The sequence below is a fragment of the Paralcaligenes ureilyticus genome, assembly GCF_004346225.1.
In the GTDB taxonomy this organism is placed as follows: Bacteria; Pseudomonadota; Gammaproteobacteria; order Burkholderiales; family Burkholderiaceae_B; genus Paralcaligenes; species Paralcaligenes ureilyticus.
The window spans coordinates 82,092-100,951 of record NZ_SMAJ01000001.1 but is presented as its reverse complement, the minus strand read 5'-3'; the positions used below and the strand labels follow the sequence as shown (position 1 = coordinate 100,951).

19 protein-coding genes are annotated in these 18,860 nt (G+C 60.1%); 10 read left to right on the top strand and 9 right to left on the bottom strand.

What is annotated here, in order from left to right; all coding sequences use genetic code 11:
- The first annotated feature begins 323 nt into the window (after positions 1–323).
- Together EDC26_RS00525 and EDC26_RS00520 are read left to right on the top strand one after the other, a co-directional pair.
- Positions 324–1,313, top strand: a complete 990-nt coding sequence (locus tag EDC26_RS00525; protein ID WP_132579322.1) for a glycosyltransferase family 2 protein — start codon at positions 324–326, stop codon at positions 1,311–1,313.
- Entirely contained in the window at positions 1,313–2,896 is a 1,584-nt protein-coding gene (locus tag EDC26_RS00520) for a glycosyltransferase family 39 protein (RefSeq protein WP_132579321.1), read from the top strand. Before EDC26_RS00525 ends, EDC26_RS00520 begins: the two co-directional genes overlap by 1 nt.
- On the opposite strand, the gene EDC26_RS00515 is transcribed toward EDC26_RS00520, so the two are convergent.
- Positions 2,856–3,245, bottom strand: a complete 390-nt coding sequence (locus EDC26_RS00515; RefSeq protein WP_132579320.1) for a GtrA family protein — start codon at positions 3,243–3,245, stop codon at positions 2,856–2,858. The two genes, EDC26_RS00520 and EDC26_RS00515, sit on opposite strands and share 41 nt — an antisense overlap.
- Between EDC26_RS00515 and EDC26_RS00510 the strand changes: the two genes are divergently transcribed.
- Complete coding sequence (locus EDC26_RS00510; RefSeq protein WP_132579319.1) at positions 3,180–4,076, top strand: ChbG/HpnK family deacetylase; 897 nt, start codon at positions 3,180–3,182, stop codon at positions 4,074–4,076. The genes EDC26_RS00515 and EDC26_RS00510 overlap by 66 nt on opposite strands.
- Positions 4,077–4,613: 537 nt before the next feature.
- On the opposite strand, the gene EDC26_RS00505 is transcribed toward EDC26_RS00510, so the two are convergent.
- Positions 4,614–5,216, bottom strand: a complete 603-nt coding sequence (locus EDC26_RS00505; protein WP_425012109.1) for a GNAT family N-acetyltransferase — start codon at positions 5,214–5,216, stop codon at positions 4,614–4,616.
- A gap of 101 nt (positions 5,217–5,317) precedes the next feature.
- On the opposite strand from EDC26_RS00505, the gene EDC26_RS00500 reads away from it, so the two are divergent.
- Together EDC26_RS00500 and EDC26_RS00495 are read left to right on the top strand one after the other, a co-directional pair.
- Entirely contained in the window at positions 5,318–5,659 is a 342-nt protein-coding gene (locus EDC26_RS00500; protein WP_132579317.1) for a protein tyrosine phosphatase family protein, read from the top strand.
- Positions 5,660–5,752: 93 nt separating this feature from the next.
- Positions 5,753–6,214, top strand: a complete 462-nt coding sequence (locus EDC26_RS00495; RefSeq protein ID WP_132579634.1) for a universal stress protein — start codon at positions 5,753–5,755, stop codon at positions 6,212–6,214.
- A 138-nt stretch (positions 6,215–6,352) separates the two neighbouring features.
- Here EDC26_RS00495 and EDC26_RS00490 read toward each other — a convergent pair whose 3' ends face one another.
- From EDC26_RS00490 to EDC26_RS00460, 7 genes are all read right to left on the bottom strand, one after another.
- Positions 6,353–6,496 (bottom strand): MFS transporter small subunit, encoded by a 144-nt coding sequence (locus tag EDC26_RS00490; RefSeq protein WP_132579316.1) that lies wholly within the window; start codon positions 6,494–6,496, stop codon positions 6,353–6,355.
- Between the two features lie 16 nt (positions 6,497–6,512).
- The gene (locus EDC26_RS00485; RefSeq protein ID WP_132579315.1) at positions 6,513–7,916 is read right to left on the bottom strand and encodes an L-lactate MFS transporter; all 1,404 of its coding nucleotides are present in this window, start codon (positions 7,914–7,916) and stop codon (positions 6,513–6,515) included.
- A 76-nt stretch (positions 7,917–7,992) separates the two neighbouring features.
- Positions 7,993–8,247: a formate dehydrogenase subunit delta gene (locus EDC26_RS00480; RefSeq protein ID WP_132579314.1), complete on the bottom strand. Its 255-nt coding sequence runs from the start codon at positions 8,245–8,247 to the stop codon at positions 7,993–7,995.
- Positions 8,244–9,107: a formate dehydrogenase accessory sulfurtransferase FdhD gene (fdhD, locus tag EDC26_RS00475; RefSeq protein ID WP_132579313.1), complete on the bottom strand. Its 864-nt coding sequence runs from the start codon at positions 9,105–9,107 to the stop codon at positions 8,244–8,246. The genes EDC26_RS00480 and fdhD overlap by 4 nt, the downstream gene beginning before the upstream one ends.
- Positions 9,108–9,116: 9 nt before the next feature.
- On the bottom strand, positions 9,117–11,978 hold the full coding sequence (fdhF, locus tag EDC26_RS00470; RefSeq protein WP_132579312.1) for a formate dehydrogenase subunit alpha: 2,862 nt from the start codon (positions 11,976–11,978) through the stop codon (positions 9,117–9,119).
- A gap of 14 nt (positions 11,979–11,992) precedes the next feature.
- Complete coding sequence (locus EDC26_RS00465; RefSeq protein WP_132579311.1) at positions 11,993–13,564, bottom strand: formate dehydrogenase beta subunit; 1,572 nt, start codon at positions 13,562–13,564, stop codon at positions 11,993–11,995.
- Positions 13,561–14,067: a formate dehydrogenase subunit gamma gene (locus tag EDC26_RS00460; RefSeq protein ID WP_132579310.1), complete on the bottom strand. Its 507-nt coding sequence runs from the start codon at positions 14,065–14,067 to the stop codon at positions 13,561–13,563. Before EDC26_RS00460 ends, EDC26_RS00465 begins: the two co-directional genes overlap by 4 nt.
- Positions 14,068–14,276: 209 nt before the next feature.
- Here EDC26_RS00460 and EDC26_RS00455 point away from each other — a divergent pair, with 209 nt between their 5' ends.
- The 5 genes from EDC26_RS00455 to EDC26_RS00435 all read left to right on the top strand — a co-directional run bounded on the left by EDC26_RS00455 (position 14,277) and on the right by EDC26_RS00435 (position 18,835).
- Positions 14,277–15,383 (top strand): substrate-binding domain-containing protein, encoded by a 1,107-nt coding sequence (locus tag EDC26_RS00455; protein ID WP_132579309.1) that lies wholly within the window; start codon positions 14,277–14,279, stop codon positions 15,381–15,383.
- A gap of 23 nt (positions 15,384–15,406) precedes the next feature.
- Complete coding sequence (gene moaA, locus EDC26_RS00450; RefSeq protein ID WP_132579308.1) at positions 15,407–16,489, top strand: GTP 3',8-cyclase MoaA; 1,083 nt, start codon at positions 15,407–15,409, stop codon at positions 16,487–16,489.
- A gap of 119 nt (positions 16,490–16,608) precedes the next feature.
- Entirely contained in the window at positions 16,609–17,211 is a 603-nt protein-coding gene (gene mobA / locus EDC26_RS00445) for a molybdenum cofactor guanylyltransferase MobA (protein WP_279432673.1), read from the top strand.
- The gene (locus EDC26_RS00440; protein WP_132579306.1) at positions 17,172–17,567 is read left to right on the top strand and encodes a c-type cytochrome; all 396 of its coding nucleotides are present in this window, start codon (positions 17,172–17,174) and stop codon (positions 17,565–17,567) included. The genes mobA and EDC26_RS00440 overlap by 40 nt, the downstream gene beginning before the upstream one ends.
- Positions 17,564–18,835 carry an NAD(P)/FAD-dependent oxidoreductase gene (locus tag EDC26_RS00435; protein WP_132579305.1) on the top strand — a complete coding sequence of 424 codons (1,272 nt, stop codon included), beginning with the start codon at positions 17,564–17,566 and terminating at the stop codon, positions 18,833–18,835. The genes EDC26_RS00440 and EDC26_RS00435 overlap by 4 nt, the downstream gene beginning before the upstream one ends.
- The last annotated feature ends 25 nt before the right edge of the window (positions 18,836–18,860 follow it).

Genomic DNA, 18,860 nt, shown 5'->3' with positions numbered 1-18,860 from the left:
GGGTTGGCCGTTGCCGACGATGGGCAGGCGATGATGGGCAGCCCGTTTATTTTGAAGATATATATTGCAGGTATCTTAATAAAAAGGCCTGCCTGCGTCAAACGGAAGAGGCAAAGTTCTGCCGGAACGAGGTTAATCGGTGACAATGGCGGGGGGCGGGTATGGCTGCGGCGGCTGTTGCTGCCGGGCGGGGCGTGCTATAAATCCCGAACTATGTCCCGCGCGTGGTTTGCCGCGGTTTTGTGCTTGTCTCGTTTAGCGGTGCGTTCAGGAATCCCGTTGCGCCGATGTTGCCCGAGCAGCCTCCGATGTCATGAAAGAATATGCCTCCACCATCCTCCATTAGTTGTGTCGTGCCGTGCCTGAACGAAGAAGCGAACCTGAAGGTTCTCTTGCCGGGCTTGATTGCAGCATTGAAAGCCCTGGCGCCTGCCTTTGAAATCATCGTTGTGGACGATGGCAGCAGTGACGGAACGTCCCACACGCTGGCCGGCTGGGCGCAGGAGCATCCACAGGTGGTTTACCTGCAGCTATCGCGCAATTTCGGCAAGGAAGCGGCGTTAAGCGCCGGGCTCGAGGCCGCACGCGGCCAGGTGGTTGTGTGCATGGATGCCGATTTGCAGCATCCCCCGGCGCTGATATCCACCATGCTGGAACGTTGGCAAGAGGGCGTTGAAATGGTCTATGCCGTGCGCGCCACGCGCGACGATGAATCCGTCTTCAAGCGGCTGGGGACCAAGCTCTTTTATAAGATGATGCGCACCTCCGGCGGCCCGCAAGTGCCCGAAAATGCCGGTGATTTTCGTCTTATGGACCGGGCGGTGGTGGATGCCCTGCTGATGCTGCCCGAGCGCAATCGGTTCATGAAGGGCCTGTTTGCCTGGGTGGGGTTTCGCGCCGAGCCTATTTATTATTCGCCGCCCGAACGTCTGCACGGCACAACTCGCTTCAAGCCCATCAAGCTGTTCCGTTTTGCCATCGACGGCATTACGGCGTTTACCACCTGGCCTCTGCGGCTATTGAGCGTGTCGGGCGCCAGCTTGTCCGTGGTCTCGTTTGCTTACGGTTTATATGTCGTGATCAACCATTGGCTGTATGGCGATCCGGTTCAGGGCTGGACCACGTTGATTACCGTCGTATTGTTTTTCGCTGGGGTCAATCTGCTGTCCATCGGAGTCCTGGGCGAGTATGTGGCCCGTATTTTCGGCGAGGTCAAAAATCGCCCCGTTTACCTGCTTAGACAGAGAGTCGGGGCCGGCCTGGATGATGTGCCGATGCCTTCAGCGGTTAAAGGGCAGAGGCTAGGGCGGTGATGAAGCGTTTTTCCGGTCTGGCGTCGCGAATTCTCGATGTGCGGTCCACCTGGCTGGTGGTGGCTGCAACGCTGGCCTGGCTGGCGGCCACGACCTGGACGAGGTCGCTGATCCTGCCCGACGAAGGCCGCTACGTTGGGGTTGCCTGGAGCATGCTCAAGCTGGGCGACTGGTGGGTGCCCCGTCTGGACGGGTTGCCGTTTTTTCATAAACCGCCCTTGTTTTACTGGATTACCGCCTTATCCATGCAGGTGTTCGGCGTCAACGAGTGGGCGGCGCGCATGAGTTCGGTGTTGTCGGCCGCCTTTATAGTGGGCCTGGCATTCTGGTTTCTGAAAAAACAGGTAGGTCAGCGGGTGGCCATTTTTGCGGCGCTGATCCTGGCTACGCAGCCTTTCCTGTTCGGCGCCGCGCAATATGCGAATCTGGACATGACGGTCGCGGCCATGATCAGCGCTACCGTTGTCCTGGCCGCGCAAGCCCTGTTTCGTGCCGAGCGGGGCGAGTCTTATCGCGGGATGCTGGCGCTGGCCTATGGGTTCGCCGGTCTGGGGTTTCTATCCAAGGGCTTGATCGGCATTGTGCTGCCCGGGGGGATCATCTTTTTCTGGCTGGTGGGGCGGCGCCGTTTCGATCTGCTGCGGCGCCTGTTTTATTGGCCGGCCATAGGCGTGTTCCTGGCGGTGTCCCTGCCCTGGATGATCGTCATGCAGTGGCGTTATCCGGGTTTCTTTGACTATTACATTGTTTATCAGCACTTCAAGCGCTTTCTGGAATCGGGCTTCAACAACCCGCATCCGTTCTGGTTTTACGTGCCGGTCGTGCTGGCGCTGACCTTGCCGTGGTCTGTGCAGTTATGGCGCATTGCGCGCCGTGCCTACTGGACCAATCCTGCCCACGGCGCCTTGCGCGGCCTGATGGTATCGTGGCTTTTGGTGGTGCTGATTTTCTTTTCGATGCCCAGCTCCAAGCTGGTCGGCTACGTTTTGCCTCTGCTGATTCCTGTGGCCTTTTTTCTGGCCGAACCGTTTGCCGCTCGCCTGCAGGGCGAGAATCCGGGCAGGGCGCTCAAAACCTATACGTGGTATTTGGCGGTGTCGCTGGCCATTTGCCTGGCCGCGGTGATTGCGCTGGTGGTGGCGCCGCTACCCAGCTCCAAGCCGCTGGCGCGCGCCATGTCGACGGTATTTACTCCCGCCGACCGGATCGTCATGCTGGGCCGCTATCGGTACGATCTGGATTTTTACCTGCGTACCGGCCAGTCCGCGTGGGTTGTGTCGAACTGGAGCGACCCGTCTGTGAAGACCGACGATACCTGGCGCAAGGAACTGTACGACGCCAGCCTGTTCGAGCCCGAGGCGGCGGCCCGCACGCTGATCGAACCGCAAACCCTGATGTCCAGGCTATGTGCGGCTCGGCCCCAGGCCTGGTGGTTGTTGGGCGATAACGAAACCGCCGGTGAATTTCCCTGGGTGGCGGGGTTGGCGGTGTACGCCCAGCATGGCAAATTGCGTGTTTGGCGCGTGGCGCCGGGCCCGGCCCCTAGCTTTTGTGCCGGAACGCCCAAAAGCGGCCCAGAATAAAGGTCATGACGGCAATTGCGACTAAAATCAGCGCGAGCAGAATGTCGTAGCGGATGGTGGTGACCCGCAGCAGCCAGGCGTAGGCCAGTTCATTGACGCTGAAACCGAGCGCAGACACCAGGAAAAAACGCCGTGCCGCCTTGACGATGGGGGCGTGCTGGTGCCTGAAGGTAAATTGGAAGTGGCCTGCAAAGGACACGCAAAAGGCCACCAGCCATCCGACAAGGTTTGCGACGAGCGGCGCATAACCCAGGGCGCGCACCGCCAGCACGGCCACCAGCCAATGGGTCGCAGCCGCGGTGCAGCCTACGGCCACAAAGCAGGCCAGTTGCCGGATGATCTTTCGCATAGTGTTGTTTTCCAGGGGGCTTTATCAGTGGCTGAGGCAAAGAGCAAAAAAATAATTATCTGCGCCGATGATTTTGGCATGAATTCCAGTATCGATGCGGCGGTATTGCATTTGGCCCGGTTGGGGCGCTTGAATGCCACTAGCTGCCTGGTCGAAGGCCGGGCTTTCGCGGCAGATGCGGCGGCGTTGAAAAGTTCCGGCCTGCAGATGGGCTTGCATCTGAATTTTACTGAAAGCCTGGGGCAGCCGGGCTGGTATCGCCCGGTGTCGCAGCTGATTGTTCGAGCCTGGCTGCGCCGTTTGGATACAAGCCTTTTGCGTGGGCAGATCGTGCGCCAGCTTGATCGTTTCGAGCAGATATTGGGGCAGGGTCCGGATTTTGTCGATGGGCATCAGCATGTGCACCAGTTCCCGCAAATCCGCGAGACGCTGCTGGCGGAATTGGAGCGGCGTTATGCCCAACGGCGCCCGTGGCTGCGTTCGACCCGTATGCGGCTTGGGTCGGGGATGCCTGTGGCGTTGCAGGCGAAAGCCAAGGTTATCGAGCTATTGGGAGCACGTTGCTTTGCCCGTTTGGCCGGCGGCTATGGTTTTTCGTTGAACGACGGGTTTTTGGGGGCTTATGATTTTCAGGGTGGGGAGGACGCGTATCGAGACTTGCTGTTGCGGTGGCTGGGGCACGCCCGGGCGGGTGATGTGCTGATGTGTCATCCTGCCTTGCACCCGGAGTCGAACGATGGCCTGGGGGTGCAGCGTGTGGCGGAGTACCGTGTGCTGGCGAGCGATCAGGCGGGCGCCTGGATGGTGGAACGGAATTTGACTTTGGTGTAGCGGCACCTCTTGTGGGTGCCATGCGATTTAAAAACGTACTCGTGAATCATGTAGCGCCACCCCTTGTGGGTGGCATTGCTGTTTTTTGCTCGCATGAATTTCTGCGTGAAACGGCGACGGCGGCCCAGGCGGGCAGGCTCACTTCGCCCGGTCCTGGCGTTGCCAGGACTGCCTGCGTCAAGCGCCTGGCTTGGGGCGGTGCGCAAACTCGCGGGGCGAATAGCCCCCCGGGCTATTCGCAAGCTCCCGCTCAAGCAGTGCGCCCCTTGCCTCCCCAATCCAGGCGCTTGACGCAGCGGACTCAAGCTCGCCCGCCCGCCTGGGTCGCCGTCGCCTTGAGTAGATTCTCGGGATCGATTTCCTTGAGTGGAGTCTCGGGCCTAATTTTGCAGATGTCGGCTGGGTTGTTGCGGATTATGGCAGCCACAAGGGCTGCCACTACAAATACGTATCCGTGAATCATGTAGCGGCAGCCCTTGTGGCTGCCATTTTGTAGCGGCACCCCTTGTGGGTGCCATTGGCAGGTGTCGCCGCGAACTACGAACCTTGTAAGTCGGGTAGCGTCGTGTCGCCGGGGCCGAGCGCTCTTTGCATGAATACGACGTCGATCCACTGATTGAACTTGAATCCCGTCGACGGTTGCGTGCCTACGTGCTTGAAGCCCAGGCTTCGATGCAGGCCGATGGATTGCAGGTTGTTGGTGCCGGCAATTACGGCAATCATCTGCCGCCAGGGGCCTTGGTCGCAGCGCGCGAGAAGTGCGGCGAGCAAGGCTTTGCCCAGGCCTTTGCCTGCGTGGCCGTCGGCCAGGTAGATGGAGTCTTCCAGGGTGAAGCGGTAGGCGATGCGGGCCCGGTAGGATGAGGCGTAGCTGTAGCCGACTATTTCTTTATTGATGAGCGCGACCAGATAGGGCAGGCCTTGAGCCAGGACTCGCTCGCGGCGCAATTGCATTTCTTGCACCGAGGGCGGCGTTTCTTCAAAGGTGGCTGAACTGTGCAATACGTGGGGGGCGTAAATGGCTTGCACCGCGATCATGTCTTCTGCTGTGGCATCGCGGATTTGCAACCCTGCGATGGGCGGTGAAGCGAGGTCGGAAACGCCGGGGGTGGGGGTTTGCAGGTGAGCTGAGGTGGTCAAGCTGTTTTTCATCAATCGGTCGAGAATCAGTTAGGATATAGGCAATGGTTTGCCAGCTATGGTGCAGATTGCTAGTATAAATAGTTCTCAAGGAGAAAAACATGCCAGTAGCCGTTAATTCACTTACGGATTCATTTGCGGTGTCCCCTCAGTTAGCCCCCGCGGATATGCCGGCGGTTGCGGCGGCCGGCTTCAAAAGCGTGATTATCAATCGGCCTGACTATGAGGGTGGCCCTGACCAGCCGACTTCGGCCGATGTCATGGCGGCGGCCGAGGCGGCGGGTTTAAAGGTGGAGTATCAGCCGGTCGTCAGCGGCGCCATGACCGCCGAGGATGTGCAGCGGTTTGCCGAGCTGTTGGAAGAGTTGCCGGCGCCGGTTCTGGCGTATTGCCGTAGCGGCACGCGCTGTGCCAATTTATACCGCGCGGCCAACGGCGCTTAGCAGGCTCCTAGCGCAAACCCTTGTATGATCAGCTTTATTTATGGCCTGTTTATGGTTTAGCATAAGACTATGACTCAAATCGGAGCAACCACCATGTTCAAGAAGATCCTGATCCCTACCGATGGCTCCACGCTGTCAGCGCAAGCGGCGAACAAAGGCGTGTGTTTTGCTCGTCAGATTGGCGCCGAGGTGGTCGCGTTGTATGTGACCCAGCCTTTTGCGGCAACCGTGGGTTTTGACGGCATGGCGGCCGCTTATGCCATTACCGATGAAGATTACGAGAAGACGGCGGCCGAGCAGGCCAAGAAATACTTGAAAGCCGTCCTTGACCGGGCTGAAACGGCCGGCGTCAAGGCGACAGGCAAGGCGGTGTCCAATTTCAATGTCGCCGATGGCCTGGTGCAAGCCAGCGAAGAAGAAAAATGCGACCTGATTTTCATAGGCAGCCATGGCCGCAGCGGCTGGTCACGTCTGTTGCTGGGCAGCGTTACGGTCAAGGTGCTGGGCCTGGCGAAAAGCGCTGTTCTGGTCTATCGCGTCAAAGAAACCGAATAGTATAAATAAATGGGCGACCACGAGGGTCGCCCCTACGGCAACTGTGGCACATGTAGCGGCACCCCTTGTGGGTGCCATTCTTTTTTTTGCCAGAATGGCACCCACAAGGGGTGCCGCTACAAGAGGGTTCGCCTGGTCTTACTTGAACAGGGCGGCGGCTTTAAGCAGGGTTTCCCATACGCCGATGACGAGCGGGATGCCTACGTATAGCCAGAAAATGACAAGCAATACCGGCGATGTGGTGCTGGGTGTCGCGGACGAGGCAATGCTGCGTTGTTCCATGTTTTGTCTCCCAGGTTTATTTGGCTGCCATTGCCGGTTGTTGGTCGAAGCTCAGTTGTTCGCTGGTCATATGATGGTGCTGTGAAACCGGGCGAACGAAGTAGTTGCATATGAAGCCGATGATGAGCAGCACGGCCATGATATACATGGTGTCGGTATAGGCTGCCGCGGGCGGCACGCCGTGCGCTACCTGGTATTGGCGAATGTAATTGACCAGCACGGGCCCGAAGATGCCTCCTGCGGCCCAGGCGGTCAGCAAGCGGCCGTGGATACCTCCCACATAACGTGTGCCGAACAAGTCGGCCAGATACGCGGGCACCGTTGAGAAACCGCCGCCGTACATCGAAATGATGATGATGTAGAACAAGACAAACAGGGCGACATTGCCGGCGGCTCCCACCCCCGGAACCAGGAAGAACAGGAGGGCGCCCAGGGCCAGGAAAATGTAGTAGGTGTTTTTGCGACCTATATAGTCCGAGGCCGACGACCAGAAGAATCGTCCCAGCATATTGGCCAAGGATAGCAAGCCCACAAAACCCGCAGCCGCGGCCGGCGTGATGTGGCCCTTGAAGCTTTCCTGGATCATGACCGAGGCCTGTCCGATGACGCCGATGCCGCCCGTCACGTTCAGGCACAGCGCCCACCAGACCAGCCAGAATTGCGGCGTTTTCATGGCCTGATCGATATGCACATGGTTGCGGCTGATCAGTGCGTTCTGCTTGACCGGTGGCGTCCAGCCATCGGGTTTCCAGTCAGGGGCCGGAATACGGATGGCGAGAGCTCCGATGTTCATGGAGATGAAGTACAAAATGCCCAGCACGACAAAGGTTTGGGCCACACCCATGGACGTGGGAGAGCGAAAATGCTGCATAAGGGCGACCGATAGCGGAGAGGCAATAAATGCGCCGCCGCCGAACCCCATAATCGCCATGCCGGTGGCCATTCCGCGCCTATCTGGAAACCACTTGATCAGGGTCGAGACGGGGGAGACATAGCCTATACCCAAGCCCATGCCGCCGATGACGCCGTAACCTAAATACACCAGCCAGAGCTGATGCCAGGCAATGCCCAGCGCGCCCAGCATGAAACCGCCGCCGAAGCAGCAGGCCGCGGCAAACATGGCTTTGCGCGGGCCTACATCTTCGAGCCACTTGCCGGCGAAGGCGGCCGAAAGGCCAAGAAAAGTAATGGCCAGGCTGAATATCCAGCCCAGGGTGGCCAGGCTCCAGTCGCCGGGCGCCGATTTGTCGATGCCTATGAGCCGGGTCATGGGGTTGTTGAATACCGAAAATGCATAGGCCTGGCCGATGCACAGATGGACCGCCAGGGCGGCTGGGGGGATCATCCAGCGGTTAAAGCCCGGTTTGGCAGTGATGCGTTCTTTACTAAAAAAGCCGTGGTCTGTTGTGTTGGAACTCATGTTGTCTCCTTGTTGCCTTTGTTATGGTTTGGGATAAACGGAAATCAGCAAGGTTGAGCGAGGTACGAAAAGTCGGTCAGTTTGCTCCTTTTGGGGTTAATCGTTGCTTGTTTTGCAGGATGGCCTCAAGCGTGATGGCGCTTAGTGCCGCGTCGGACGTACGCCCATCGGGGTGACCGTCCAGAAAATCGAGCAGGGCGATCCGCATGCGTGGCGCCCAGAATTTTTGAATGTGGTTGGCGATTCCCTCTATGCCCTCTTTGTGGTCGGGGAGCGATTCGAAGAAATCGCCGATACGGTTGGCCAAGCGGATTAAGTGATCGATATTCAAGAAAGTCCTCCGTCATTGCGCAGATATTCAGGATGGGCGTATACGGTAAACAGCTTGTTGCGCGCAAACCCCGCCAGCAAAACATTAAGGTCGTTGGCCATTTGCACGGCATACGTTGTGGGGGCCGAAACGGCAACGACCGCCGATATGCCTGCGGCAGCGGCCTTTTGCACCATCTCGAAACTGGCACGGCTGGAGATCACCGCGAATCCTTGCGTGGTGTCGATCGCGTGGCGCAACAAATGCCCTATCAGTTTGTCCAGCGCGTTGTGCCGCCCCACGTCTTCGCGCACATGTTCGATATGGCCTTGCGGGTTGGCCCAGCCGGCAGCATGCGTGGCTCCGGTGGCAAGATGCAGGGGTTGCAGAGCGCGCAATTGCTCGACCGCCTGCGAAATCGCCGCCGGTGAAATCGGGTTCGCAGGGGGCGCGAGCGCGGGCAGATGGCGTTCCACTTCGTCCAGGCTTTCGATGCCGCAAAGGCCACAGCCGGTGCGCCCGGCGAGGGTGCGCCGCCGACGCTTGAGCTGATCCAGGCAGGCGCTGGCGATCGTTACCTGGACCACAAAACCGCCCGGGTGTTGCGCGACATCGAGTTCGTAGATGTCTCGTGCCCCACGGATAACGCCTTCGGTCAGTGAAAAGCCGTAGGCCAGGTCCGAAAGATCGCAAGGGGTGGCCAGCAGCGCGGCGTAGCTGATGCCGTTGTATTCCAGCGCCACGGCCACCTCTTCGGCAAGCTCGTCGGATTCGCCGCGCCCGCTCGTCTGCGGGCTGCTGCGCAATACCTTTGCCGAGCGCCGCCCCGTGCCCGGTGAAGGCGGGGGCGGGGCGGCGAAGGTGTTGTGGGCTGTTTGCATGAATATCGCTTATTCACTGGCGGCGCGTTCGCGCTCTTGCAGCAACTGTTCCTGCTCGCCGCTAAAGCGCGACCATCCGGCCTGCCAGTCGGAGGCTTGCGTGACTTTGCGGGCCTGTACCGCGGTGACCTTGTATTCGGGGCAGTCGGTTGCCCAGTCGGTGCTGTCGGTGGTGACCACGTTGGCGCCCGATTCGGGGAAGTGGAAGGTGGTGTAGACCACGCCGGGCTGCACCCGTTCGGTGATGGTGGCGCGCAGCACCGTTTCACCCGCGCGGCTTTGAATGGCCACCCAATCGCCTTCTTTTATGCCGCGATCTTCAGCGTCGGCGGGATGTATTTCAAGCACATCTTCGGCGTGCCACAGCACGTTGGGCGTGCGGCGGGTCTGCGTGCCGGCGTTATATTGCGACAGAATGCGCCCGGTCGTCAGAAGCAATGGGAATTTGCGCGTGCTGCGTTCATCGCTGGGCACATATTTGGTAATCATGAATTTACCCTTGCCACGCACGAATTCGTCGACGTGCATGACCGGCGTGCCGTCGGGCGCGTCGGCATTGCATGGCCACTGCAGGCTGCCCAGTTCGTCGATTTTCTTGAACGTGACGCCGGCGAAGGTAGGCGTCAGGCGGGCGATTTCTTCCATGATTTCGCTGGGGTGCCCGTAATGCATGGGGTATCCCAGGGCGTTGGACAAGGCGCAGGTGACTTCCCAGTCGGCCATGCCGCCTTTGGGGGCCATGACGGTGCGCACCCGGCCGACCCGCCGCTCGCCATTGGTGAACGTGCCGTCTTTCTCAAGGAATGATGAACCGGGCAGGAAGACGTGGGCGTATTTCGCGGTTTCGTTAAGGAACATGTCCTGGATAATGATGCATTCCATGGATTCGAGCGCGTGCGCGACGTGCTGCGTATTCGGATCGGACTGAACAATGTCCTCGCCCTGGCAATACAAAGCTTTGAATGTACCGTCGATCGCGGCATCGAACATATTCGGGATGCGCAGCCCCGGTTCGGATTGGATGGAAACGCCCCAGTCCTGTTCGAACTCGTGGCGCACCGCGTCGTTGGACACATGGCGGTAGCCGGGCAGTTCATGCGGGAACGAGCCCATATCGCAGGAGCCTTGTACGTTGTTCTGGCCGCGCAAGGGGTTGACCCCCACGCCCTCGCGGCCGATGTTGCCGGTGGCCATGGCCAGGTTGGCGATGGCCATGACGGCCGTCGAACCCTGACTGTGTTCCGTTACGCCCAGGCCGTAGTAAATGGACCCGTTGCCGCCGGTGGCATACAGGCGCGCCGCGCCGCGTACGTCTTCGGCGCGCACGCCGGTGATGGATTGCGTGGCTTCGGGCGAGTTTTCGGGCAACGACACAAAATCGCGCCACTCTTCAAACGCCTTGAGTTCGCAACGCGCGGCGACGAAAGCTTCGTCGATCAGGCCTTCGGTGGCAATGACATGCGCCAGGGCCGTCAAAATGGCGGCGTTGGTGCCGGGCCGCACGGGCAGGTGATAGTCGGCCTTGACGTGCGGCGCGTTGACCAGTTCAGTGGCCCGCGGATCGATCACGATAAGCTTGGCGCCTTCGCGCAGGCGGCGTTTCAGGCGCGAGGCAAATACCGGGTGCGCGGCGCTTGGATTGGCGCCCAGAAGAATGACCACATCGGTGAACATGACGGAATCGAATGCCTGGGTTCCGGCCGATTCACCTATCGTGGTCTTCAAGCCGTAGCCGGTTGGCGAGTGGCACACCCGGCCGCAGGTGTCGACGTTGTTGGTGCCGAAAGCCGCGCGCACCAGTTTTTGCACCAGCCAGGTTTCTTCGTTGGTGCAGCGCGAAGAGGTAATGCCGCCGACGGAATCGCGGCCGTATTTGGCCTGGATGCGCTTAATCTCGGAAGCGGCATAGCCGATCGCTTCTTCCCAGCTGACTTCGCGCCAGGGGTCGGTGATCTTGCTGCGTATCATGGGTTTCAGAATGCGGTCTGCGTGAGTGGCGTAGCTCCAGGCAAAACGCCCCTTTACACACGAATGGCCGCGGTTGGCCTGGCCGTCTTTCCAGGGCACCATGCGCACGACCTGGTCGCCTTTCATCTCGGCCTTGAAGGTGCAGCCCACGCCGCAGTAGGCACAGGTGGTCAGGATGGAATGCTCGGCCTGGCCCATGTCGATAATGGATTTTTCGGTCAGGGCCGAAGTGGGGCAGGCCTGCACACAGGCGCCGCACGATACGCAATCGCTTTCCAGGAACGAATCGTTTTGCCCGGCGACAACGCGCGAGCCGAAGCCCATGCCGGCAATCGTCAGGGCGAAAGTGCCCTGTGTTTCATCACAGGCGCGTATGCAGCGGCTGCACATAATGCAGGTCGATGGGTCGTACGTAAAGTACGGGTTCGATTCATCGACCGGGTCGTGATGGTGGTTGGCGCCATCCCGTCCGTAGCGCACGTTGCGCAAGCCCACGACGCCCGCCATGTCCTGCAGCTCGCAGTCGCCATTGGATGGGCAGGTGAGACAGTCCAGCGGATGGTCGGAAATATAAAGCTCCATGACGTTGCGGCGCAATTCATGGAGCTTGGGGGTTTCGGTCCACACCACCATGCCGGCTTCGACCGGCGTGGTGCACGAAGCCGGGTAGCCGCGCCGGTTTTCGATTTGCACCAGGCACAGGCGGCACGAACCGAAAGCTTCAAGGCTGTCGGTGGCGCATAGTTTGGGGATGTTGATGCCGGCTTCGGCGGCGGCGCGCATGACAGAGGTGCCGGCCGGCACCTCGACCAGCGTGCCGTCGATGGTCAGGCTGACCATTTCGGTGCTGGTGCGTGCGGGAGTGCCCATGTCGCGGTCGCGTTTAACAACGGTTTCCAACATAATGTGCTCCGGGATCAGGCGACTTTCTGGGTCGATGTGGGGTGGGCGGCCGTGCCGAAATCTTCTGGAAAGTGTTCCAGCGCCGACAGGACCGGATAAGGCGTCATGCCGCCCAGGGCGCACAAAGATCCCGCCAGCATGGTGTCGCACAGGTCGCGCAGCAAATCGACCTGTTCCTCGCGGTGTTCGTTGCGTCTGATTTTGGCGATGACTTCGGTGCCGCGCACGGCACCGATGCGACAGGGCGTGCACTTGCCGCAGGATTCGATGGAACAGAATTCCATGGCGTACTGCGCCATTTCGGACATGTCGACGCTGTCGTCGAAGGCCACGATGCCGCCGTGTCCGAGCATGGCCGAAATAGCCAGATAGGCTTCGTAGTCCAGCGGCACATCCCATTGCGATTCGGGCAGGTAGGCGCCCAACGGGCCACCCACCTGTACCGCGCGCAGGGGGCGCCCCGATGCGCTGCCCGCGCCATAGTCGTAGAGCAGTTCGCGCAGGCTGATCCCGAAGGCCTTTTCCACCAGACCGCCCTGCTTGATGTTGCCGGCTAGCTGGAAGGGCAGCGTTCCCTTGGATTTGCCCATGCCGTAGTCGCGGTAAAACGCGGCGCCTTTGGCAAGAATAATGGGTACCGATGCCAATGAAATGACGTTGTTGATGACGGTAGGCCGGCCAAACAGGCCTTTGACGGCGGGCAGCGGCGGCTTGGCGCGCACCACGCCGCGCTTGCCTTCGAGGCTTTCGAGCAGCGATGTTTCTTCGCCGCAGATGTAGGCGCCCGCGGCCTTGCGCACTTCAAGATCGAAGCGATGGTGGCTGCCGCCCACGCCCAAACCCAGCCATTGGGCGGCGCGCGCGTGGTCAATGGCCTCGTTCAAGGTGGCAATGGCATAGGGGTATTCGGAGCGTACGTAGATGTAGCCGTAGGTGGCGCCGACGGCCAGCCCCGCAATGGTCATGCCTTCGATCAGCGCGTACGGATCGCCTTCCATCAGCATGCGGTCTGAAAAAGTGCCCGAGTCGCCTTCGTCGGCATTGCACACGATGTATTTTTGTTCGGCTGACGCGGCCAGCACGGTTTTCCATTTGACGCCGGTAGGGAAGGCGGCGCCGCCGCGGCCGCGCAGGCCCGAGCCGATGACCTCTTCGACAATGTCCTTGGGCGCCATGTCCAGCGCGCGTTTGAGCCCGGCAAAGCCGCCCAGGGCCTGGTAGTCGGACAGGCTTTGCGGGTCGGTGATGCCAACCCTGGCGAAGGTGAGCCGTTCCTGGTTCTTGAGGTACGGGATCTCTTCGGTGAGCCCGTGGCCCAGCGCGTGGGTCTTGCCTTCCAGCCAGCCGGCGTCGAACAGGCCTGCCACATCATCGGCCTGGACCGGACCGTAGGCGAAACGCCCCTGGGGGGTTTGTACTTCGACCAGGGTCTCGAGCCAGAGCAGGCCGCGCGAGCCGTTGCGTACGAGTTCGACGGCCAGGCTGCGGCGTGCGGCCTCTTGTTCGATAGCCCGCGCGACCGCGTTGGCGCCGACAGCGATGGCGGCGGTATCTTTGGGGACGAATATCTTCACGGCCTGAGTCATGCTTCATACCCCTTGGCGTGCAGCAACTCGTCGAGCTTGGCCGGGGTCATGCGGGCGTAGGGCTCGCCATCGATCATGACTGCGGGCGACTGGGCGCACAGGCCCAGGCAGTACACCGGTTCGAGCGTGACTTTGCCATTGGCGCTCGATCCGTGAAAATCGCAGCCCAGGTGTTCCCTGGCGTGTTGGGCAAGATGCTCTGCACCCATGGCCTGACAGGATTCGGCGCGGCATACCTCGAGCACGACAGGGGCTGCGGGCTGATCGCGAAAATGAGCGTAGAACTGAATCACGCCGTGAATTTCCGCACGGGACAATTGCAGGGCCTCGACCAAGGTCGGAACCGCGGTGTCCGGAATATAGCCCAGGGCGTCCTGGATGGCGTGCAGAATGGGTAGCAGGCTGCCCGCCTGCCCCTCGTATCGCGCGAGTGCCTGTTGCGCAGCCTGTTGGATTAGGAGTTCTGAAGGCCTGTCTTGAACAGGGTTTGGCAGGGTTGGCATGGGGCAGTCCTTGGACACGATATTTTTGAAAGATACTAGCTAACCGAAATTACTTCAATAAGAAATAAATAGCCTATAAAATAAGTGCCGCCCTAGGGACAACCCTTGGTTCTATTAGGACTTCTTGCTATTAATATGCATTTAATTACTTATTAAATGGCTCAAATTTCGGTGTGACGGCCTGGGTTGCACAGGGTATCGGAGGAAAAATGACATGCAGTTTTAAGGTTCATCTCGACTCTCAGTGGGTGCTTGAAAAACCGGATGGAGAAAATTTGGCGTTGGGTGAGACGGTGCGTTTGCTGGCGGCAATCGACACCACGGGCCATATTGCCGGGGCGTGCCGTGCTTGCGGCGTGTCGTATCGGCATGCGTGGGGAGTATTGCGCAATGCTGAAAAAGAATTTGGCGCCTCATTGCTGGAAACCAACCGTCGGCAGGGCACCAAGCTGACGGCGTTCGGCCAGCGCCTGTTATGGGCCGACCGGCGTGTCGAGGCGCGCTTGATGCCGGCCTTTGAAAGCATGGCTTCGGAGTTGCAGCAGGAACTGGAAGAATTGTGTCCCGAAGGCCACGCCCGCTTAAGGTTGCATGCAAGTCATGGTTTTGCCATCGAAGGATTGATGACCATTGTCAATCGTCTCGATACGTCGCCGCTGGAGCTGCGCTATCGCACGGCGGTCGAAGCCTTGGCTTCGCTGCAGCGGGGCGAGTGCGATCTGGCGGGGTTTGAGGTGCCTGAAGGCGAATTCGAAGCGTCTTTTTTGCGGGAGTATGGCCAGTGGCTTGATCCGGACAAGCACCGGCTGATTCATCTGGCCGTGCGCAACATGGGTTTGTTTGTGCAGGCCGATAATCCCAAGGCCATTCATACACTGACCGATCTGGTGCATCCCGAGGTACGCTTTGTGAACCGGCAAATCGGTTCCAGCACTCGAAACTTGCTGAACCTGATGCTCAAGACGTTGGATATCGAAACGTCGCAGATACGCGGCTACGACAATAGCGAATTCACCCACATGGCGATCGCCGCGCATATTGCCAGCGGCATGGCCGATGTCGGGATCGGGGTGGAAACGGCGGCCTGGCGCAGCGGCTTGTCGTTTATCCCCTTAGTCAAAGAACGTTATTTTTTTGCCGTACATCGCGACAGCTTGTCGACGCCCTTGATGGATGAGCTCTTTACGCTGATGTACAGCTCGGCGTATCAGCGTTATATGTCTGAACTGGTTGGGTACAACGCGACCTCCCTGGGGCAGGTGCAGACGCTGCACGATGCATTCGGCCGCAAATTTCCTCAGCCCAAGCGCGCTTGAGATAGACGGTTTATGATTAAACGATGAGCCAAGTCATTTCACTTACTGATCGACGCGACGCGACCCCGCCGGTGTTCGTGCCGGGGCAGCCTTTGCTGGATATGCGGCGCAGGCCGCTGCACGACTTGCGCATCTCGGTCACGGACCGCTGCAATTTTCGCTGCACCTACTGTATGCCGCGCGAAGTGTTTGGCGGCAGCTATAAATTCATGCCGCACGCGGACTTGCTCAGCTTCGAAGAAATTGCGCGTATTGCCCGAGTGAGCGTTGGCCTGGGCGTACAAAAAATCCGCCTGACCGGCGGCGAGCCCCTGTTGCGCAAGAATATCGAAGCGCTCATCGAAATGCTCGCGCAGTTGCGCACGCCCGATGGCGCTTCGGTCGACCTGACGCTGACCACCAATGGCACCTTGCTGGCGAAAAAGGCCCAGTCCCTGAAGGATGCCGGGCTGACTCGCGTCACGGTCAGTCTCGATGCGCTCGATGAACGTTTGTTCGAGCGCATGAGCGACAGCAAGGTCAACGTTAAAACCGTTTTGCGCGGCATAGATGAAGCGGCGCGGGTGGGTTTTCGTCCGGTCAAAGTCAATATGGTGGTCAAAAAAGGCGTCAACGACGATCAGCTCGTTCCGATGGCGCGCCATTTCCGCCACTCTGGCCATGTCTTGCGCTTTATTGAATTCATGGATGTGGGCACGACCAACGGCTGGAATCTCGAAGAGGTTCTGACGGGCGCCGAGATATTGAAAAAAATCGGCGCCGAATTTCCTCTCGAGCCGGTGCCGGCGCAGTATCGCGGCGAAGTCGCGGGGCGCTGGCGCTATGTCGATCAGGCGGGCGAAATCGGCGTGATCACCAGCGTATCGCAACCTTTTTGCGGTGATTGCACGCGTGCCCGGCTGTCGCCCGAAGGTCAATTGTTTTTGTGTCTGTTCGCCTCGGCCGGCCACGACTTGCGCGCCATCGTGCGCAGCGGCGCCGGCGACGATGTACTGGTGGCACGTCTGGCGTCGATATGGGGCGCGCGTGACGACCATTATTCCGAACTGCGCGGCCACGCGACGACGCAGCAGAAAAAAATAGAAATGAGTTATATCGGCGGATGACGGATCAGCTGGCTTGCTATGGCGGAACCCCATGTTGCAGCGACGCCTCAAGTTGTAGCAACGCCTCCTGTTGCAGCGATTCGTCTTGTTGTAGCGGCACCCCTCGTGGGTGCCATCAAATCACCGGCCTGATTCTGGCGGGGGGCCAGGCCCGGCGCATGCAGTTGCCCGGCCGGCCCTTGGTCGATAAGGGCTTGGTCGAAATCGGCGGCGAGCCCCTGGTGGCGCGAATGCGCCGCTACCTGGAGCCACGGGTGACGCAGGTCTGGGTCAATGCCAACCGCGAACTTGATGTGTACGCGCGCTACGGGCGGGTGCTGGTCGATGATCCCGCGCTGGGCGAAAACCTGGGGCCATTGGCGGGTGTAGCCAGCGCCCTGGCGCAAATCGAAACGCCGTGGCTCGTGGTGGCGCCGGTTGATGTGGTTTTGCTGCCCGACGATTTGATCGAACGTCTGGCGAAGGCGGTACTTGAAGCCCAGGCCCCCATAGCGTACGCCTGCGCCGGTGGGCCGCAGCCTTTATGCATGTTGCTGCACCGGGATATGTATTCCAGCCTGTGCGATTTTTTGCGGATGGGAGGGCGCAAGGTCCAGCAGTGGCAACAACTTAATCAGGCGGTTGCGGTGGAATTCTCGCCAGACGCAAATGTTTTTTTCAATGTCAACACGCGGGATGATCTATGCGCAGCCCAACAGCTCCTTTCCGCAACAAAAACGTGATCTTGTCGGAGGGGCCGCGTCTTGAAGCGCGGTGGCTGTTTTGCGCGTTGCTGGGCGTCGGCGCGACGCTGTCGATGGCCAATGCCTGCGCCGATCAGACCCTGGCAGCGCGCCAGGCTGCGAGTTGGGCTTCGTCGTGCGTGACCTGTCATGGAGCGGGTGCGCCGGTCGAGGGTTCGACCATTCCCATGCTGGCGGGCCGGCCGGCAGGCGAAATCGAACAGAAAATGCGGGCGTATGCGCAGGGCAACGCGCCGGGCGATGTGATGCAGCAGATCGCCAAAGGCTACGACGGCAAAACGGTGGCGCAGATCGCGCAGTGGTACGCGAACTTGAAGCCGGAGGCCGCACAATGAAACGGCGTGCGTTCTTGAGCAGCCTGGGCGGCTGCGCGGCCCTTGCCGTTCCGGGCCTTTGCCTGGGCGCCGAAGGCTCCGCCGGTCACGTGGTCGTGATAGGCGGGGGTTACGGCGGGGCAACGGCGGCCCGTTATTTGCGCGTGTGGAGCGGGGGCCGCATCCGCGTGACGCTGGTCGAGCCCAACCCCGACTTTGTGTCGTGCCCGATGTCCAATCTGGTTCTCGAGGGGGCATTATCCATAGGCGATGTCACGGTATCGTATGAAGATCTGCAGCGTCGCCATGGCGTGAAGTGGGTGCGCGATACGGTCGAGCGCATCGACGCGGGAGGGCGCCGGGTCGTATTGAAGAGCGGCGTCGGTATTGCTTACGACCGGCTCATTGTTTCGCCGGGAATCGATTTTATGTGGGAGAAAATTCCGGGCATGGCGAGTCCCGGCGCGCATGAGCGGATTCTGCATGCGTGGAAGGCGGGCCCGCAGACCGTAGCCTTGCGCCGTCAGCTGGAAGCGATGCCCGATGGGGGGCGTTTTATCATTGCCATTCCGGAGGCTCCTTATCGTTGTCCTCCGGCGCCTTATGAGCGGGCGTGCCTGGTGGCGTCGTATTTCAAGAAGCACAAGCCGCGCGCCAAGGTGCATGTCTTCGACGCGAATGCGGATGTGACTTCGAAGGGCGCCTTGTTCAAGGCGGCCTGGAAGAAGTTTTATCCGGGCATGATCGAGTACACGCCGGAGTTCAGGGCGGTCGATGTGGACGCCGCGAAGAAGAAGGTGATTTTCGAGTTTGGCGAGGAAGAGTCCGCCGATGTGTTGAATTTGTTGCCGCCGATGCGGGCGGGCGGGATCGCCGTCAAGTCGGGGTTGGCAACGGCGAACGGCCGTTGGTGCGAGGTGGATTTTCTGACCTTTGAGTCGCGTGTGGCCGCGGGGGTGCATGTCTTGGGCGATTCGATTCAGATAGCGCCTGTGATGCCCAAGGCGGGGCACATGGCCAATCAGCACGGGAAGACGTGCGCGGCGGCGTTGGTGGCTTTGTTGACGCAGCAAGAGGTGAATCCGCTGCCGATTTACGCGAATACGTGTTATAGCTTCGTGACGGCGTCGCAGGCGATGCATGTGTCGACGGTGCATCGTTACGATGCGGGGCAAAAGACGATGCTGACGGTGCCGGGGGCGGGGGGGCTGTCGGTGGAGCCCAGCGAGGGTGAGGGGCGCGATGCGATGAGTTGGGCTAGGGCGATCTGGTCTGATATGTTGTCGTGATCAATATCTCGTAGCGCCCCCGTAG